General features: G+C 59.2%; 23 protein-coding genes and 1 tRNA gene. 11 read left to right on the plus strand and 13 right to left on the minus strand.

The window, feature by feature from the left end:
• The first annotated feature begins 133 nt into the window (after positions 1–133).
• The 4 genes from ACTJK9_RS08795 (at position 134) to ACTJK9_RS08810 (ending at position 2346) form a co-directional block, all read left to right on the plus strand.
• Positions 134–880 carry a 2OG-Fe dioxygenase family protein gene (locus ACTJK9_RS08795; RefSeq protein ID WP_011331995.1) on the plus strand — a complete coding sequence of 249 codons (747 nt, stop codon included), beginning with the start codon at positions 134–136 and terminating at the stop codon, positions 878–880.
• Between the two features lie 79 nt (positions 881–959).
• Complete coding sequence (locus ACTJK9_RS08800) at positions 960–1337, plus strand: GNAT family N-acetyltransferase (RefSeq protein ID WP_007952618.1); 378 nt, start codon at positions 960–962, stop codon at positions 1335–1337.
• Positions 1334–2050, plus strand: a complete 717-nt coding sequence (locus tag ACTJK9_RS08805) for an AzlC family ABC transporter permease (protein ID WP_074689485.1) — start codon at positions 1334–1336, stop codon at positions 2048–2050. Before ACTJK9_RS08800 ends, ACTJK9_RS08805 begins: the two co-directional genes overlap by 4 nt.
• The gene (locus ACTJK9_RS08810; RefSeq protein ID WP_007952614.1) at positions 2029–2346 is read left to right on the plus strand and encodes an AzlD domain-containing protein; all 318 of its coding nucleotides are present in this window, start codon (positions 2029–2031) and stop codon (positions 2344–2346) included. Before ACTJK9_RS08805 ends, ACTJK9_RS08810 begins: the two co-directional genes overlap by 22 nt.
• On the opposite strand, the gene ACTJK9_RS08815 is transcribed toward ACTJK9_RS08810, so the two are convergent.
• Entirely contained in the window at positions 2263–3189 is a 927-nt protein-coding gene (locus ACTJK9_RS08815) for a LysR family transcriptional regulator (protein ID WP_085647967.1), read from the minus strand. The genes ACTJK9_RS08810 and ACTJK9_RS08815 overlap by 84 nt on opposite strands.
• Before the next feature lie 670 nt (positions 3190–3859).
• Here ACTJK9_RS08815 and ACTJK9_RS08820 point away from each other — a divergent pair.
• Genes ACTJK9_RS08820 through ACTJK9_RS08830 form a run of 3 tightly spaced genes read left to right on the plus strand, consistent with a single transcriptional unit; the run spans position 3860 to position 5463 of the window.
• Positions 3860–4078, plus strand: coding sequence for a tautomerase family protein (locus ACTJK9_RS08820; RefSeq protein ID WP_007952610.1), 219 nt, complete (start codon positions 3860–3862; stop codon positions 4076–4078).
• Complete coding sequence (locus tag ACTJK9_RS08825; protein WP_440813376.1) at positions 4075–4719, plus strand: DsbA family oxidoreductase; 645 nt, start codon at positions 4075–4077, stop codon at positions 4717–4719. The genes ACTJK9_RS08820 and ACTJK9_RS08825 overlap by 4 nt, the downstream gene beginning before the upstream one ends.
• A 33-nt stretch (positions 4720–4752) precedes the next feature.
• Complete coding sequence (locus tag ACTJK9_RS08830; protein WP_085608639.1) at positions 4753–5463, plus strand: SDR family NAD(P)-dependent oxidoreductase; 711 nt, start codon at positions 4753–4755, stop codon at positions 5461–5463.
• Between the two features lie 58 nt (positions 5464–5521).
• On the opposite strand, the gene ACTJK9_RS08835 is transcribed toward ACTJK9_RS08830, so the two are convergent.
• On the minus strand, positions 5522–5788 hold the full coding sequence (locus ACTJK9_RS08835) for a DUF3077 domain-containing protein (RefSeq protein ID WP_440813379.1): 267 nt from the start codon (positions 5786–5788) through the stop codon (positions 5522–5524).
• Between the two features lie 454 nt (positions 5789–6242).
• Between ACTJK9_RS08835 and ACTJK9_RS08840 the strand changes: the two genes are divergently transcribed.
• Both ACTJK9_RS08840 and ACTJK9_RS08845 read left to right on the plus strand, forming a co-directional pair.
• Positions 6243–6425, plus strand: a complete 183-nt coding sequence (locus ACTJK9_RS08840) for a type II toxin-antitoxin system HicA family toxin (RefSeq protein WP_027611238.1) — start codon at positions 6243–6245, stop codon at positions 6423–6425.
• A 31-nt stretch (positions 6426–6456) separates the two neighbouring features.
• Positions 6457–6882 carry a type II toxin-antitoxin system HicB family antitoxin gene (locus ACTJK9_RS08845; protein WP_440813382.1) on the plus strand — a complete coding sequence of 142 codons (426 nt, stop codon included), beginning with the start codon at positions 6457–6459 and terminating at the stop codon, positions 6880–6882.
• A 129-nt stretch (positions 6883–7011) separates the two neighbouring features.
• Here the strand turns inward: ACTJK9_RS08845 and ACTJK9_RS08850 are convergent.
• From ACTJK9_RS08850 to ACTJK9_RS08880, 7 genes are all read right to left on the minus strand, one after another.
• Positions 7012–7087: transfer RNA gene (locus tag ACTJK9_RS08850), tRNA-Thr, on the minus strand.
• Between the two features lie 76 nt (positions 7088–7163).
• On the minus strand, positions 7164–7979 hold the full coding sequence (locus ACTJK9_RS08855; RefSeq protein WP_440813385.1) for an FkbM family methyltransferase: 816 nt from the start codon (positions 7977–7979) through the stop codon (positions 7164–7166).
• Positions 7980–8323: 344 nt separating this feature from the next.
• Entirely contained in the window at positions 8324–9559 is a 1236-nt protein-coding gene (locus ACTJK9_RS08860; RefSeq protein ID WP_440813388.1) for a methyltransferase, read from the minus strand.
• A complete protein-coding gene (locus ACTJK9_RS08865) occupies positions 9540–10229 on the minus strand; it encodes an ABC transporter permease (RefSeq protein WP_039764656.1) in 690 nt (229 codons plus the stop codon). The genes ACTJK9_RS08860 and ACTJK9_RS08865 overlap by 20 nt, the downstream gene beginning before the upstream one ends.
• Positions 10226–10921, minus strand: a complete 696-nt coding sequence (locus ACTJK9_RS08870) for an ABC transporter permease (protein WP_085611179.1) — start codon at positions 10919–10921, stop codon at positions 10226–10228. The genes ACTJK9_RS08865 and ACTJK9_RS08870 overlap by 4 nt, the downstream gene beginning before the upstream one ends.
• Before the next feature lie 78 nt (positions 10922–10999).
• Complete coding sequence (locus ACTJK9_RS08875; protein ID WP_064592811.1) at positions 11000–11746, minus strand: ABC transporter substrate-binding protein; 747 nt, start codon at positions 11744–11746, stop codon at positions 11000–11002.
• 13 nt (positions 11747–11759) lie between these two features.
• Entirely contained in the window at positions 11760–12533 is a 774-nt protein-coding gene (locus ACTJK9_RS08880) for an ABC transporter ATP-binding protein (protein ID WP_007897462.1), read from the minus strand.
• Between the two features lie 552 nt (positions 12534–13085).
• Between ACTJK9_RS08880 and gabP the strand changes: the two genes are divergently transcribed.
• Complete coding sequence (gene gabP / locus ACTJK9_RS08885; protein WP_085611178.1) at positions 13086–14477, plus strand: GABA permease; 1392 nt, start codon at positions 13086–13088, stop codon at positions 14475–14477.
• Between the two features lie 70 nt (positions 14478–14547).
• Here the strand turns inward: gabP and ACTJK9_RS08890 are convergent, their stop codons facing one another.
• The 3 genes from ACTJK9_RS08890 to ACTJK9_RS08900 are packed head-to-tail and all read right to left on the minus strand — an operon-like array spanning position 14548 to position 16391.
• Positions 14548–15000 carry a hypothetical protein gene (locus ACTJK9_RS08890; RefSeq protein WP_039764661.1) on the minus strand — a complete coding sequence of 151 codons (453 nt, stop codon included), beginning with the start codon at positions 14998–15000 and terminating at the stop codon, positions 14548–14550.
• Between the two features lie 6 nt (positions 15001–15006).
• Positions 15007–15420, minus strand: coding sequence for a hypothetical protein (locus ACTJK9_RS08895; protein WP_064592813.1), 414 nt, complete (start codon positions 15418–15420; stop codon positions 15007–15009).
• Positions 15421–15440: 20 nt separating this feature from the next.
• Positions 15441–16391, minus strand: a complete 951-nt coding sequence (locus ACTJK9_RS08900; RefSeq protein WP_085611177.1) for an alpha/beta hydrolase family protein — start codon at positions 16389–16391, stop codon at positions 15441–15443.
• Between the two features lie 264 nt (positions 16392–16655).
• Between ACTJK9_RS08900 and ACTJK9_RS08905 the strand changes: the two genes are divergently transcribed.
• Positions 16656–17105: a carboxypeptidase regulatory-like domain-containing protein gene (locus ACTJK9_RS08905; RefSeq protein ID WP_440813394.1), complete on the plus strand. Its 450-nt coding sequence runs from the start codon at positions 16656–16658 to the stop codon at positions 17103–17105.
• On the opposite strand, the gene ACTJK9_RS08910 is transcribed toward ACTJK9_RS08905, so the two are convergent.
• A complete protein-coding gene (locus tag ACTJK9_RS08910; protein WP_221398504.1) occupies positions 17102–17440 on the minus strand; it encodes a hypothetical protein in 339 nt (112 codons plus the stop codon). The two genes, ACTJK9_RS08905 and ACTJK9_RS08910, sit on opposite strands and share 4 nt — an antisense overlap.
• Positions 17441–17548 lie beyond the last annotated feature (108 nt).

The raw sequence follows: 17548 nt of genomic DNA on the forward strand, positions 1-17548 counted from the left end.
TCATTTGAAATGCACTTTCAAGCCGTTTCAAATCGCGTTTCAAACAGGGCTTTAAATGCCTGAAATTCTTTCTCATGGACGCAAATTCTCCACCTAATAGATTAGGCCGCTCAATGCAGCGGAGAATTTGGTAATGATCGTTTTAACCAGAGAAGTGGGCGAATCGCTACGGCGCGACAAGTACGCCAATGTGCAGGGTGCTGACTTCAATCTCTACGGTCATTTCGCCGACTTCGTCAGACTGACCAAAAGTTGGGAAAACATGGAGCCTGACAGTTACTACGGTCAGGCCGAAGCCGGCATGCGTTACCGTCGTTACAGCGACTTTGAGTACAACCCCAAGACTCGCGAACTGAAGCAACTGGAACATCGCGCGTACGTGCAGTCCAAGGCCAACAACAGCTATGTGGGCGGCGTGGTACGGCACTTCCAGGACTTCTCGGACGAAGTCATCAGCTCGCCGGTGATGCGCAGCCTGATCGACACCGATTTCGAAGTGTACAAAAGCGTGTTGCCGGAAGAGCTGCACGATGAAATCTGGCAGTGCCAGATCCATCAGATCCGCATCGAGATCAAGCCCGGCAAACAACTGGAAATCACTCCGGAAGGGATTCATTGCGACGGTTACCCGTTCAGCGGCGTGCACTTTTGGGGGCGCAATAACGTCGAGGGCGCGGAGAGTCGTCTGTACGACATCCACGAGCAGCAACTGGCGTCGACCACTTACCAGGAAATCCTCGACACCACCTATTTCCTCGACCGTGACATGCGTCACTACGTGACACCGGCACGCAACACCCACTCCCACGCCATGGCGTACCGGCAGATCCTGGCGATTTCCTTCTCGCGGCCCGGGACCGCTTTCGACATTGTTCGCTAATCAGATCACCCCAATCGACGGCGTCGAATGCTCGACGCCGGTGGTGCTGCGGCGCGCGACGGCCAAGGACGCGCAGCGCATGGAGCGTTTCTTCCGCCAGTTCGACGAAGTGTCGTTCTGTGAATGGCAGGACGCCAAATGCCTGCGCGGCGTGTTGATCCAGAAAACCACCACGGCCTATCTCGCCTTCGACGTCGAAGGCGAGATCGTCGGCGCGGTGCTGGGCGGCATGCTCGGCAGTCGTGGCACGATCAACCATCTGGCGGTCAGCCTGCGCTATCGCAGCCAGGGCGTGGGCCAGCGGCTGGTGGAAGCGGCGTCGGCCGACATGAAACGGGTCGGAGTGCTGCGGATGTTCCTGTTCGTCGATGATGCTAACCTCGCGGGCAAGCGTTTCTGGACGGCCCAGGGTTTTTGCGAACCTCACGGCGAGCGGACATTTGAGAGGGATCTATGAATGAAACATCCGGCAGTGCGCCGCTGATGGTCGACCGTCAGCCATCGCGCACCTTTGCCGAAGCCAGCCCGGTGGTCGCTGGTTACTTTACCGTGTCGTTCGTGTTCGGGCTGATGGCGGTCAATGCCGGGCTGCCACTGTGGCTGCCGGTGGCGATGTGTCTGTTCGTGTATGCCGGGGCTTCGCAGTTTGCGGCGCTGGCGCTGATCAGCAGCGGTGCGTCACTGACCACCATCGTGCTGACCACGTTTCTGATCAACGCGCGGCACATGTTGATGTCGGTCTACATGGCGAAAGCCCTGCGGGCGCTGGGCCTGAGCCGCATGGAACGCTGGTGCTATGCCGGCGGGCTGACCGATGAGTCGTTCGCCTTTCACAGCGTCAAACTGGGCACCGGGGCACCGGTGAACGTTCGCTATCTGATCGGCTTCAACCTGTTCTGCCACACCTCTTGGGTGATCGGCGGATTGCTCGGCGCCCTCTGCGCACAGTACGCCTCGCATCTGATCAAATACCAGCTCGATTACGCGCTGACCGCGATGATGCTCTACGTGCTGGTCTCGCTGTGCAACACCCGCAATAAACTCATCGCCGCTATGGCTGCAGTCGTCTGCATGGGCGCACTGAGCCTGGTGGGCAGTTCGCCGTTCAACGTTTTCATCGCCACGTTTGTGGGCTGCGGAGTGGGTGTATGCCTGACCAAACGTTCCTGATCCTGGTGGTCGCGCTGATGATGGCCGTGACCTTCCTGCCACGGGCCTTGCCGCTGCAGGTCAATACCGAGCACTGGCCGCCCTTCGTCGCCCGCGCGCTGGAATACCTGCCGGTGGCGATCGTCGCTGCGATCAGCCTGACACCCTTGTTGATCAAGGATCAGCACATACAGCTCGATCGCCCGGAATTTTATGCCGCGATTCCGACGCTGTTATGTGCGTATTTCAGCAAAAACCTCTTTCTCAGTGTGGCGGTTGGGACGGCTGCGTACATTGCGCTCGGCTCGTTCATGTAGCGGCAGATCGACCACGTCGTTCAACGCCTGGCCGGACAGATCCGGGTTGTTCACCGCCAGGCGCACTTCGAGGAAATCCTCGAACCCGGGGAAGATCGTCAGGCCGTTCTTCTGCGCGGCCTCGCGGGAGACCATGCCGACCGCGTCCATCTGGGTGATGAGCGACAAGGTCAGCGTTTCGCTGCAGGAGTAGATCGTCCGCTGACTGTTCTCGTGATTGCCCAGCCCGGCGTCGAGAAAACGCAAAAAGCTGTGGGAATACGGACAATCTTCTGCGGGACGCACCTGAAACTTGTTGCCAAGCAAGGTCAGCGGATCGTTCTCCTGACCACAGTGCGCGCCGACCACCTGCACCTGTACTTCAGGCAGGACAATGCTCGGCAGACCCGGACGCTGCGGGCCTATCAGCACCGCAAGGTCAAAGTCCTCGTTCTTCAGCTTGCTGAGGTTTTCCATCGACTCGGCGTAGCTGAATTCCATCTGGTAGTCGGGAAACACCTCGATCAGGCGCCCGATCAATCGCCGGTTGAAATCCGGGTCCAGCGTGGTGTTCAACGCCACTTTCAAAGTGCGCTGTCCCGGTACCTTCAACGCTTCGACTTTCTCTTCCATCTGCCGCGTGGCAATCAGCACTCTGTCCATATAGGGCGTCAGCTCGGTGCCTTGCGGCGTCAGCGTCAGCCCCTTGTTGGATCGTCTAAACAAGCGGAAACCGAACTGCTCTTCGACCTTGTTCAACTGTGCGGCCAGGGCCTGCACAGTCAGGCACGAATGCTCGGCTGCGGCCGACAACGAGCCGGTCTGCACGATGCGCATGAGGTTGCGTAAGGTTCTGCTATCCATGGGTAATGCCCTCTGAAGTGGGCTGGGTATTGTTGTGTACGTGACAGCCTGAACGGCGCCATTTGCCGGCTATATTCCTGTACCTGAGCATAGTTGTCGCGCAATTAGTAGCGAATCGATGTCCCCGCCGATGGCTGGAGGCTGACACAGGATCGGGGTTTTTGGTGACGTGGGGGTGATTGGGGTCAAAAAAAGTGCACGGTTTGGGTGCGTCTGCGGGGATTTATCAAGAGAAACGACTGACAGGGTCGGCGCGTTATGTCAGCAATTGCAGGTATATCTCAAAGGAAGTTCAAAAAGCGCCCACAAAAAAGCCGACATCACTGTCGGCTTTTTTGTCGAAGTCACTCGAAATTGTGCTCCCTCAAGCAGGGGAGAAGAGGTCTCACCCGAACGCTGATTTTCAGGTCATCAACGAGGTTCCTAACGCCGACTATCGCCACCTGATGGCAGTCGGTTTCGCGCTCTTGGGGCCGATTCTCGGCCACTGAATCAGATGTGTCAACCTACGACTTCAATGGGTAAACGGTAGCGAGATGGGTGTATCAATTCATTACACCGCATCACAAATGAAGTACCCCACCCCTACTTTTTCCCCTCCCGGCACACGCCTACATTGAGCTCCAACACCTGACCATCATCCCGAGGGCAGGTCACTGGAGTAGTCGTCATGCCATTTGTCAGCGTACGCATCACCCGCGACGGTGTTACCCGTGAGCAGAAAGCTCAGGTGATCGCCGAAATCACCGAAACCCTGGAACGCGTCCTCAACAAGCGCCCGGACCTGACCCACATCGTGATCGAAGAAGTCGACACCGATAACTGGGGCTACGCCGGCATCACCACCACCGAATACCGCCGACAACTGGCGGAACGGGGCCAGTCATGACCCCGACCGTGACCATCGATTTCGTCTCCGACGTGGTTTGCCCTTGGTGCGCACTCGGGGCGACAGCGCTGGAGCAGGCGATCGGCAATCTGGCCGGCGAGGTGTCGGTGGAGTTGACCTACAAGCCCTTCGAACTCAACCCGGACATGCCCGCCGAAGGCGAACCGGCCGTGCAGCACCTGATGCGCAAATACGGCCGCACCGCCGAAGACGTCGCCGCCGGCAAGAAGATGCAGATCGAACGCGGCAAAGCCATCGGTTTCGAGTTCGACCTGGAGAAACGCACGCACTTTCACAACACCTTCGACGCTCATCGATTGCTGATGTGGGCGGCGCAGGAAGGGCGGCAGGTCGCGCTGAAAAAGATCCTGCTGCGCGCTTACTTCCGCGACGGCGACAACCCCAACGATCACCCGACGCTGATCCGTCTGGCGACCGAAGCGGGACTGGATGCAGCGAGAGCCCGCAAGGTGCTCTCCAACGACGAATTCGCCAGCGAAGTGCGGCAACTGCAGGCGTTCTACCGACAACACGGGATCAACTCGGTGCCCGCGCTGATCCTGAACGGCAAGCACCTGGTGTCCGGTTCGCAATCGGTCGAGTACTACGAACAAATGCTGAAACAACTGGCTACCGCCTGATTCAACACCTACTTATTGATTGAGGATTTCATCATGAGCAACTCGAAAAAAACCGTCGTTATCACCGGTGCTTCCCAAGGTCTGGGCGAAGGCATGGTCAAGGCCTTCCGTGAGCTGGGCTACAACATCGTAGCCACTTCGCGCTCGATCAAACCGTCGAACGATCCGCAGATCCTGACCATCGCCGGCGACATCGGCGATCCGGCCACCGCTCAACGCGTGATCAGCGAAGGCGTGGCACGCTTCGGCCGCATCGACACCCTGGTCAACAACGCCGGCATCTTCGTCGCCAAACCGTTCACCGCCTACACCCCGGAAGACTACGCCGCGGTGCTGTCGGTCAACCTCAACGGCTTCTTCTACATCACCCAACTGGCCATCGCCGAGATGGAAAAACAGGGCAAGGGCCACGTGGTCAACATCACCACCAGCCTGGTCGACCACGCCATCGACGGCGTGCCCTCGGTCCTCGCTTCGCTGACCAAGGGCGGCCTCAACGCCGCCACCAAATCCCTGGCTATCGAATACGCCAAGCGCGGAATCCGGGTGAACGCGGTCTCGCCGGGCATCATCAAGACACCGATGCACGGCGAGGAAACCCACGCGGCACTGGGTGCGCTGCACCCGGTTGGGCACATGGGCGAGATCGACGACATTGCGCAGGCGGTGGTGTATCTCGATAACGCGAATTTTGTGACCGGCGAGATTCTGCATGTGGATGGTGGGCAAAGCGCTGGGCACTGATTGATCCGGTAACACAAAGCCCTCGCCGCGATGCGAGGGCTTTTTTATGGGCGACGATTTATGGATCTGGACTCAACACTTTGACCGTGTCATCGACCAGCGCCTTGCTCAACTCCTGCAAATATTGCGAGGCGCAGGCGTGGAGTTCTGGATCGTTGGCGGCAGAGGTATCTGACGTGAGCAGTTTGGAAATGTGCAGCAGGTGGGATGCGTGGGAGAGGGCGGTGACGACCGGAACGCCGGAGTTGGTGTGGAAGAGTGCGTGGTTGGATTGGAAGGAAAAATGGGTGAGGCCGAGGGTTTTCAGATCGTGGAGGTTGGTCATGGCTTCACCTACCGTTGGCTGGTTGGTGGAAAGGGCAGACTTTGGACGGATCGATGCTAATCATTTGTGAAACTCCCTGTATCAAATGAGCGCTGCCACTTCGTTCTCAGGCGAAAGGGTGGCAGCTATGCGCAGGCTGAGAAACCGGAGATACAGGAACCCGGCAGGCTCGAAAGCCTCCCACGCACAGCCGCCATTGCACGGAATGCAGGCACAAAAAAACGCCGGCAAACGTGGGTTGGGGCGCTGGTGCGCCTGCATCTTACGCGGGTTCTCAGGCCCGGTCGCTGAATTGGCAGCGACGGGTTTGACGGTAGCTTGAGGGAAGGGGAGAGCGCAATCGTGGCCAGGTGGTGGCGGGTTAGCGATGTTCCAGATGTGTGGTGCAACAGTTATGTTGCATGCGTAACAAATATGTTGCACATTTGCTCGACCGAAACAGCGAGTGATGCACATGAAGTACAGCGAGTTTCGGCGATGGTTGAAAGCCCAAGGCGTCGAGTTCCAAACCGGCAAGGGTAGTCATTTCAAGGTTTCCTTGAATGGCAAATCAACTGTCTTTCCCGACCACGGAGCCAAGGAGATAGGCGAAGGGTTGAGAAAATCGATAATCAAACAACTGGGCCTCAAGGATTGAGACCTAGTTGTACCCCATGAGAGGAAACGTGATGTTCGAATATGCGTTGGAAGTCCACGAGGAGCCGAACAGTGTCTGGTTGTCCTGCGCAGAAATTCCAGAGATGCACGCCGCTGGCGACACCCTCAAGGAAGCGCTCGACGGCGCCATAGATGCAATGGAGACGGCCTTGTCGATTTACGTTGATGATCGCCGGTTGATTCCGACAGGTGATGCGGGAGAGCAGGAAAGTGACGCTGTTTTGCGTCTGCCTGCACTGACTGCCGCAAAGGTCGGGTTGTGGAATACCCTTCTCGAGTCTGGGGTGAGCAAGGCTGAACTGGCACGGCGCTTGGGTGTGCAACGACCCCAGGTAGATCGGTTAGTCGATTTCCTGCATCACTCCAAGATTGAGAATGTTGAGCGTGCGTTGCAGCAGCTTGGACGGCGGATTTTACTTTCGGTTGAGGCTGCGTAGGTTTCACAATCGAATGATGGAGAAAAGCCCCCGGCAGCAATAACTGTGGGGGCTTTTTCATTTGGGGCGGAAAACACAAACCCCAGAAACAACAAAGCCCCTGCATTTCTGCAGGGGCTTCGTTTTGTATGGTGCCGGCACCAGGAATCGAACCCGGGACCTACTGATTACAAGTCAGTTGCTCTACCATCTGAGCTATACCGGCGTGTGGGCGACGATTATAGCGACTCGGGTGCTTCTGTAAACCCCTGAATTCAGACTATTTTTGCGCCGTCTGCGAATCACGCCCGGCGCAGGACGTTGCGCAGTTTTTGTACAGCGCGCCAGGCGCGGCTGTTTTGCATGGCGTGCAACTGGGCCTCGGCTTGTTCGGCGCGTTGCAGGGCGGTTTCCAGGGCCGGGTTTACCGGGTGGGCGAGGTTGTGGCCTTTGCACAGCTGGAAGTTGTCGAGGTTGCACGGTGGCAGGTCGAACGCGGGTTTGAGGTTGATGTGTTCGTTGGCGAGGAAGAAGCTGTTGAGGCCGTCGAACAGGACGTTGGTATAGCCGGCGTCGGTCACCAGGTGTTCCCAGGTGTGGTCGCGCTCCCATGGGGTTTCGATGAGGATGATCCAGGGGCGGAAGCGGCTGAAGTCCATGCCGCGCAGGACGGTCTCTTCGTGACCCTCGACGTCGATTTTCAGGAAGTGGATTGGCCGCTCGGCGGCGTGTTCTTCGCAGATCGAGGTCAGTGTGCGTGCGTTGACAGTGAAGCTTTGCACGTCCATGCCGAGGTTTTTGCGTTCTTGCGCAACGACCGGGTCAGCGGTGGACAGGCCGGTGTCGGCAATGCCGTAGAAAGTCAGTTCGCCCGGCTGGTCGCTGGCCACGCATTGCAGCGTGGTGTCGCGGGGGCGATGCTGGCGAAGTGCGTCGTGGTAGTTCTGCATCGGTTCGACGTTGATGCCCTGCCAGCCGCGATCATAAAAAGCTTTGGTGACCGAATCGTGGATAGGGTCGTTGGCGCCGACGTCGATATAAAAACCGTTTTCAAAATACTGCAGGGCGCGCCAGAGGCGTACGTCCTCGAAATTCTGTGCGTAAGAAATGAACGTCACGGTCGCTTCCTGTCGGTCAGATTTTTCTTGTTCGGGCGTGCGCTACCTGCACGGCACAGGTCTGTATAGCAAGGGCAGATGGCCGGTGCAATTGTCCATTGCCGGCGTCCGCGATTCGGCGGTTATGTCCTTTTGGTCGAGGGCTTATGCACAACAGGCTTTGAAGAGGACGGGCTTAGAGGGGATTTTGTGGACGGGTTCTCATTTGAATCGCAAATCCCTGTTTTGCCGGTTTTTTATTCATATGAACAAAAAATGACCAGCGCTGTTAGTGGCCTGAAACAGCCGTGGATATTGGATCCACGATAATTCCATCAACAGAGTTATCCACAGGCTGTGGAAGATTAAACGCGTTCGGCCAGCAACAGGAAATTGCGCGGTGTGAGCGGCGCTTCGCAGAAGGTGCCGAGACGTACGACGTATCCCTGTTCGATGAGGAAAAGTGCCCGATCCAGATTCAGCCAAAGCTCCAGCGGCCGTCGGAACAGTCCACGCAGCAGTTCCAGGTTGCGAACTTCGGCCAATCGCTGCCAGCCTGCCGCTTCCAGTGCCACCCAATCTGGCGAGCCGATTGTGGATAACTCTTTCAGCGCTGCCAGATCGCGGCAGTAATCAGCGAACGGTTTGTCCAGCCAGGCGCTCGGCAGGGACGGCGTCGGCAAGTATTCGTCGACGCCACGCACTTGCCGTTGCAACAGATCGAAAGCCAGTCGGCGGGCCATGGAGGTGTCACGCTGACGTCGGACGCGGGCACCGGCGGTGACGGTTTCGCTCATCGGCAGGGACAGATCTTCCAGCGAGAGCTGTAGGGCGGAGCATGAACCTGCGGAGGACAACGCCTGATATTCAGTGCGACTGATCCGGTTGTAACAGCACGGTGCAATTGCCAGTTGTCGACAGCCAGCGGCGGAGGCCAATTGCATCAGGCGTACATGCAGATCGCCACAAGCATGCAGGGCGACAGGCGTGTGCTCGGCGTGCAGCAATGACGCGGTGTTCGCCGCGAGCACATCCTGCTCGACATGCAGCGCATGCAGGTGATGACGCTGACTCAGTGCCTGGCCGCTGGCGACCAACTCCGAGTCGTATTCCAGACAGGTGAGTTGCTGGCCAGTGCCGAGCAGACGCCGACCCAAATGGCCTTTGCCCGAACACCAATCCAGCCAGTGCTTCGGTTGCGCGGCAAACGACAAGCGGCTGGCGAAGGCTTCGATCTGCTGCCATTTGCGCCCCGGCACATCGACATTCAGACGGTGCCCGGCGGCTTTCAGCGAATGTGCAGGCAGCTCACCGACCGTACTCAATTCAAGCGACAACGCCGCCAATGAAGCGAACGGCTCCGGCGCATCCAAGAGTTCGGCAGGCTGGTTATGCGCGTTTTCCGCATCTTCCAGCGAACGTCCGCGTAGCCACGAGGACAATTCAGGGTAGGACGCTTCCCACGGCAGCTGCAGATGAGTGAACGGGCGGGGCTTCCATAGCGCCTGATGCGCTGTGAGAAATGTATCCAGTGCCGTGAAACGGGCGAGCAGGGCCTCGCCCGTCAACACGTCGGAAGAATCAGCGCCCCTGGCACGCATCGACGCGCAGCCAGCGTTCCAGTAGCTTGAAGCCGCGAACCAGCACGTAAGCCATCACCAGATAGAACACGCCAGCCGCGAAGAAAATCTCCACCGGCAGGTAGGTGCGGGCAATGATCGTGCGCGCCATGCCAGTGAGTTCCAGCAGAGTCACGGTGCTGGCCAGAGCGCTGGCCTTGAGCATCAGGATCACTTCATTGCTGTAGGCCGGCAGGCCGATGCGCGCGGCACGCGGCAGGATGATGTAGAACAACGCTTTCGGCCGGGACATGCCCAGCGCCCGCGCCGCTTCGATCTCGCCCGGCGGAATCGCCTGGATCGCCCCGCGCAGGATTTCGGCGATGTACGCCGCGGTGTGCAGGGTCATGGTCGCAGTGGCGCACCAGAATGGATCGCGCAGGTACGGCCACATCGAGCTGTTACGCACCGCGTCGAACTGCGCCAGGCCGTAGTAGACCAGGAACAGTTGAACCAGCAACGGCGTGCCTCGGAAAAAGAAGATGTAGGCGTAGGGCACAGCGCGCACGTACCACAGCTTCGAAGAACGGGCGATGCCCAGCGGAATCGCCAGCAGCAAACCGGCGATCACCGCGATGGCCACCAGCTCCAGGGTCAGCGTCGCGCCCTGAGCCAGCTTCGGCAGCCACTTGATGATGACTTCCCAATTCATTGAGCGCTCCTCGCGAAGCCGCGTGCGGCGCGTTTTTCCAGCAGATGCATGCCGATCATCGCCAGCACGGTCAGGCACAGGTACATGAGCGCCGCCACCATATAGAAGGTGAATGGCTGCTTGGACACGGTCACGCCGATCTGCGCGTGACGCATGATTTCTTCCAGGCCAATGACCGACACCAGCGCGGTGTCTTTCATCAGGATCATGAACAGGTTGCCCAGGCCGGGCAGGGCGATGCGCCACATCTGCGGCATGATCAGTTTGGTGAAGATCCGCCATTTCGACAGGCCCAGGGCCACGCCAGCCTCGCGGTGGCCTTTGGGAATGGCGAGGATCGCGCCGCGAAACACTTCCGTGGCGTAGGCGCCGAAGCACAGGCCCAGCGCAATGACGCCGGCGGCGAAGGCGCTGAGTTCCAGTCCGGGATTGCCGATAAACTCACCGAGCGCGCGCATGGCGTTGACCGTACCGAAGTAGATCAACAGCACCCAGAGCAATTCCGGGACGCCGCGCACCAGGGTCGAATAGGTTCCGCCAAGCCATTGCAACGGCTTGTACGGGGAAGTCTTGGCCAAGGCGCCGAGCAGACCGAGCACCAGCCCCAGGCACAGGGCCGAAAGTGCCAGTTTGACGGTCATCAGCGCGCCGGCGAAGAGCGCCGGGCCGAATCCGTAGAGGTCGATAATCATGGATTTCTTTTCAAATCGCGGCAGGCAAGGCCGGGGATCGGCACCGTCATGTGACGGCGCCGATCCGGCAGGTCAGGATCAGTAGATGCTGAACGGGAAGTACTTGTCGTTGATCTTCTTGTAGGTGCCGTCGGCAACGATTTCCTTCAGCGCAGCGTTCAGCTTCTCGCGGATCGGGTCGCCTTTACGTACAGCGATACCGATCTTGTCGCTTTCTTCCACCGGATCGCCCTTGAATTCATAGGCTTTGCCGGCGTCGCTTTTCAGCCACTCGTAGTTGACGTATTTGTCGGCGAGGATGCCGTCCAGACGACCGGAGGTCAGGTCGAGGTAGGCGTTTTCCTGGGTGTCGTAGAGTTTCACTTCGACGCCCGGCATGTTGTCTTCCATGAAGGTGCCGGCGAGGGTCGCGCGCTGGGCGCCGATCACTTTGCCTTTCAGGGAGTCCTTGTCGGTCTTGAACTCTTTATCCTTCGGCGCGATGAACTGCAGCTTGTTGGAGTAGTACGGGTCGGTGAAATCCACCGCTTGCTTGCGCTCGTCGGTGATCGACATCGAGGAGATCAGGAAATCGAACTTCTTGGCGTTCAGGGCCGGGATGATGCCGTCCCAGTCCGAAGTGACGACGGAGCATTCAACTTTCATCTTGGCGCACAGGGCGTCGCCGATGTCTTTGTCGAAGCCGACGACGTTACCGCTGGCGTCTTTGTTGTTGAACGGCGGGTAAGCCGCTTCGATGCCCATCTTCAGGGTCTCGGCCATGGCACCGGCGCTGAACGCGAGGGTGACGGCGGCGGCCAGGAAGACCTTTTTGTAGTTCTGCATGCGGGTAGCTCCGTTAGCGGTTGCTGGACATGAATTGTTTGCAGCGCGCCGAAAGCGGGTTTTCGAACACCTGCTGTGGCGATCCTTGCTCTTCTACCAGGCCCTGGTGGAGGAACACCACTTCGCTGGAGACCTGACGGGCAAAGCCCATCTCGTGGGTCACGAGCAGCATGGTGCGGCCTTCTTCGGCCAATGCGCGGATGACATTAAGTACTTCCTGGACCATTTCCGGGTCAAGGGCGGAGGTGGGCTCGTCGAACAGGATCACCTTGGGCTGCATCGCCAGCGTGCGGGCAATCGCCGCGCGCTGTTGCTGGCCGCCGGACAGTTGCGCCGGATAGGCGTGGCGCTTGTCGGCGATGCCGACCTTGGCCAGCAGCGCTTCGGCGACTTCGATGGCTTCGGCCTTGCTCTGGCCGAGCACGCGGCGCGGGGCTTCGATGATGTTGTCGAGCACGCTCATGTGCGGCCACAGATTAAAGTTTTGAAACACAAAACCAATCTCGGAGCGCAGGCGGTTGATCTGCTTGCCGTCTGCGGCAACCAGTTCGCCATTCTTGGCGGCCTTGAGCTTGAGTTCTTCCCCGGCCACCAGGATCTGGCCCTGATGCGGGTTTTCCAACAGGTTGATGCAACGCAGGAACGTGGACTTGCCGGAACCGGAGGAACCCAGGATCGAGATCACATCGCCGTCGCGGGCGGTCAGCGAGATGCCTTTGAGCACCTCAAGCTGTCCGTAGCGTTTGTGCAAGTTGCGGATTTCAAGCGCGGGCGTGGCCTCAGCCATGTGCGTTCCTCATATATGTTGCGCTCCTGCTGTTGGTTGGCCTTCCTGGCGAGGCGGCCAAGCTAGCATAGCGTTTCAATGGCAGCCAACAGCGCTACGAGCGGTAAACGGATGGCGTGTGGCAGGTTGTCGCATCGGCGCAGCAGACTGTCGCCCCATCAACAACCGAACGGGTGTTTGAACGTGGATTCCCGTGGGTGTCGCGTAAAAAAAGGCGCGATGTTGCCACCTTTGGCGGGGTGTTGGAAGCGCTATCCGGCCGATCGTTCCTCATTCGCCCTTTTATTGTGCATCCCGCACTTTTTCAGTGTGTTTCTGGTGCGCTCGTTCGTTTGAAAAGTGAGTCGCAGGGTAACGCTTTGGCGAAAGGCCATTATTCTCAAGGACTTGCGATGACTGTCCGGTCGCGCGGAAAACCGCACGGCAGAAGAGTTTGAAACATTTTGGCGCATTTATTGCGTGCAGAATCCGGAACGCCCCGTTGGATTCTTTTTACGAGAAGGAACGCCAGACGGGCCGGACGCAATCGCTTTCCTCGCAAAGGTAGTTCCAATGAGCAGTACCCAAAGCTCCAATGGCCTCGAACAGGGGCTCAAACCGCGTCATGTGACCATGCTGTCGATCGCCGGGGTGATCGGTGCAGGTCTGTTCGTCGGCTCCGGCCACGCCATCGCCGCTGCCGGTCCCGCTGTTCTACTGGCTTACGCCGCTGCTGGCGCGCTGGTTGTGTTGGTGATGCGCATGCTCGGCGAAATGGCGGTTGCCTCGCCTGACACTGGCTCGTTCTCGACTTACGCCGACCGCGCTATCGGTCACTGGGCCGGTTTCACCATCGGCTGGCTGTACTGGTGGTTCTGGGTTTTGGTGATTCCGCTGGAAGCCAACGCCGCCGCAACCATCCTGCACGCCTGGTTCCCGGGTGTGGAAATCTGGGCCTTCGCCCTGATCATCACCATGCTGCTGACCGTGACCAACCTGTTCAGCGTGAAAAATTACGGTGAGTTCGAATTCTGGTTCGCCCTGCTCAAAGTCGTGGCGATCATCGGTTTCATCATTCTTGGCGTCGCGGCCATTTTCGGCTTCCTGCCGAACAGCCAGGTCAGCGGCGTTTCGCACATCTTCGACACCCAGGGCTTCCTGCCGAACGGCATGGGCGCGGTGCTGGGCGCGATCCTGACCACCATGTTCTCCTTCATGGGTACCGAGATCGTGACCATCGCGGCCGCGGAATCGAAGAACCCTGGCAAGCAGATCTCCAAGGCCACCAACTCGGTGATCTGGCGGATCGGCTTGTTCTACCTCGTTTCGATCTTCATCGTCGTGGCCCTGGTGCCATGGAACGATCCGGTTCTGGCCAGCGTCGGTTCCTACCAGACCGTGCTTGAGCGCATGGGCATCCCGAACGCCAAGATGATCGTCGACATCGTGGTTCTGGTCGCTGTAACCAGCTGCCTGAACTCGGCGCTGTACACCTCTTCGCGCATGCTGTTCTCCCTCGGCAAGCGCGGCGATGCCCCGGCCATGGCGACCCGCACCAACAAAAGCGGCACCCCTTACTGGGCGGTAATGCTGTCCACTGGCGCGGCGTTCCTGTGCACTTTCGCCAACTACGTAGCCCCGGCGGCGGTGTTCGAGTTCCTGCTGGCCAGCTCCGGCGCGATCGCGCTGCTGGTGTACCTGGTGATCGCGATTTCGCAACTGCGCATGCGTAAACAGCGCATGGCTCGCGGCGAGAAAATCGTCTTCAGCATGTGGCTGTTCCCGGGCCTGACCTACGCGGTGATCGTGTTCATCGTGGCGGCCCTGACCATCATGCTGTTCCAGGATGCCCATCGCGTGGAAATCCTCGCGACCGGCCTGCTCAGCCTGCTGGTGGTCGCGGCCGGTCTGCTGGTGGCCCGCCGCCGCAATCTGGAAAAGCGTGGCGCCGCGGTGCTGAACTGATCCGCAACGCGTAACGCAAAACGGCCGCTGTCAGTGATGACAAGCGGCCGTTTTTGTTACTGCGAGCGGTTTATTCGCTCTTCTCTTCCTGCGCTTCCACCGACTGACCGTAGGTGTCCAGCGCAATCCCGAAATCGCTGATGAACTGCGGTTCGCTCAGCCAGGCCTGGGCGGTCTCGCGATCCATGCCATCGGCCCACATGCGGTAGTCGATCAGCATGTCGGCGGCCAGGTGAGTGGCGGCCATGCCTTCGTTCTCGGCATTTTCCATGTCCAGCAGTTCAGGATGGTCGACGATGATGAACGCCAGCTCACGCAGCAGCGTCAGCAGCATTTCGTTGCGGCTGACGGCTTCGGCGTCGCGCATCTTGCTGAACATCGCCAGGGTGTATTCCGGGATCGGCTCGGCCAGGTGACCGAGGTCATCGTCCTGCGCCAGGGGTTTGCGACCGACCATGCGGATCTGCTTGGCTTTGGCCTTGGCGCGTTTGGCGCGTTTCTGTTGCTTGTTCAGGGATGCCATGGGAACTCAGTTTTTCTGTTGGGTTTGTGCGGCGATTGCGTCGGACGCGGCCACATAGTCTTTCTGGAAATCCGGCGATTCGATCCACGCCAGAGCGCCAGCCTCGTCAGTCTCGGTGGCCCACTGGCGGTACTCGATCAGCGCGGCGAGGATGAAGTCCATCGCGCCTTCTTCGCCTTCCTGCTCGTACACCAGCTCCAGCAGCGGGTCTTCGAGGAACGCGGTGCACAGGGCCTGCTGGCTGATCTTTTCGGCGTCGATCATTTTCTTGAACAGTTCGGTCAGGTCCACCGACTCAAAATCGATGCGGTCGTCGTTCGGGTCCAGCTCGACCGGCGCTTCCGCACGTTTGGTGCGGTTCTGCTTGGCCTTGGTCTTGGCCCGGGCGGCGCGTTTTTGCTGCTTGTTGGCGGAAGCCATGGTGTGTGTTCCGTGGTGCGTTAAAGGGCTTGGCTGCGTGGGATCTTGCGCCCCGGTGTGTCGGAGGCCAGTTCGCCGGTCTGCAGCCAGGTCAGAGCGATGGGCCATAGTGTGGCTTGGTATGCGCTGCGAAAAAAGGCGAAATGTCCGACTTGCTGTTCGCCGATGTCCTGCGGCTCGATTCGCAGGTGGGTCTTTTGCGCATTGTGGAAGTAAGCCAGCAGGCGTTCGATGGCGGGAATCGTGCCGTAGGGATCGTCACTGATGCTGATTGCCAGGGCTTTGGCCCGGACGTTGGCGAAGGGCAGGTTGCGGATCGTTCTACCGCTCGGACGCCGCTCATAACGTGCGGCAGGTGTGCTCCAGTCGCGCACTACGCCGGCGGGCGTGTCTTCCAGCCAGCCAAGTCGCTTGCCCGGAAAATATCCACAGAACAGCGTGACCAGCGGCATCAGCAGATGCCATTTGCCGAACATCCGCCAGCGATGCTCGGGCGCGTAATCGCGCCAGTAAGCGAACTGCGCGCCGACGGTCACCAGTCGTCGGATTATCTTCCCGGACGCCCCCAGGCCTGCTGCGCAGCCGCCGAAGCTGTGCCCGACCACATCGATCGGCTGACCGGGAAACTCTCGCTGCGCGCGTTTGAGCATCGCCTCGAAATCCAGCGCGCCCCAATCCGTCCACGAAGCCTGCAAATGCCTCATCGACTTTGGCCGCGATTCACCAATGCCGCGGTAGTCGAAAATGATCACGTCGAACCCATTGGCGAACAGATACGCCGCGAAGCGCGAGTAGTGGCGGCAGCGCACGGACGTGGCGGCGTTGATGATGACCACGGGGCGTTGTGGATCCGGTGACGCGTGACGCCAGGTGAAACCGCCGAGCAGATAGCCGTCGGCGGCGGGCTCTTGGAAAGGCTCGCTTTCTGCTGACAGCTGACCGAGTGGCAGTGGCACGCTTTGGAGGTTCATGGCGATTCAGACTTTCGGGGACGGGTCGAGGATGAACTTCAAGCGGGTGGGTATGCAACGAATTGGAACGCAGTGAGTACCCAATTCGCGGGTTCATCAGGCAATTGCTGATTCGAGACGCAATGCGGCGCGAATCGTTGGTGGAATTTTCTGTAGTCCTTTTCGTATCAACCGCAACTCCCAATCGTTCTAAAACCCACCCCGCAAGACAAAATCTAAAAAGAGGTAACGATTGGGTTCCGCGAGAGCCCGGGAGTCGTCCTCATGAAACGCGTTCTTTCATTCGTGCTGCCCGTTGCCGCTGCTGCGGTGCTGCTGTTTCCGATCATGGCGCAGGCTGCGAGTCTGGCTCCGATCGACAGTTCCGCCGTGCAGGTTCAGCAGCAGGAGCAAAACGGTGTTCGTTATCTGGCCGGCGGGATTGGTGAAGATGAGTCGAAAGCCATTCAGCAATCCGCGGGCTACAACCTGCACATGACCTTCGCTGTCGGTACGCAAAACGAATATACCGCCGATGTCGACGTGGCGATCCAGAAAGCCCCCGGTCAAACCGTGCTGACGCTCAATCAAACCGGGCCATTGGTGTACGTTCAGCTACCGCCAGGCAAGTACACGGTCGTCGCCACCCGCAAGGGTGAAACGCGTCGGGATGTGGCGGAAGTAGGCGGCGGTGCTGCGCGCAATCTGGTGTTCCACTGGAACGACAACAGCTAACGTCGCCGACGGTCACGCCCGGGTGGCGTGACCGTCGCGGTGCGTCCCATCCAGATCAGAAGCCAGGCAGCGCCCGACAGGAAGAGTGCGAAGAGGCAGTGCGTGGCAACAGTGAACCAGAAGTCGAAGGACTGTTCGGCCTGTGAATACACGGCGAAGTGTTTCCCCCGCGCCATGTTGCTGATGCGTCCCTGAATCAGGCCGTTCACCGTTTCATAAGTGATCAGGCCTACGCAGAGGGTCAGTACGATGCCGAGAGCAATCATCAGCCAGTCGGTGCGTTTTACGGGTGGCGCAGGATGGGGCAGGGGGACGCGGGTTCTTTTCTGGTTCATCGCGGTGATGACCCTCTTCCGTAAGGGTTGAGCAACGTATCGCCAATTCCGGCCTGCAAGAAGGGCGGAATCGGGCCGTGATCAAATCGCAGGCATAAAAAAACCCTG

Source organism: Pseudomonas sp. 22082 (assembly GCF_052046055.1).
Taxonomy (GTDB): Bacteria; Pseudomonadota; Gammaproteobacteria; order Pseudomonadales; family Pseudomonadaceae; genus Aquipseudomonas; species Aquipseudomonas pharyngis.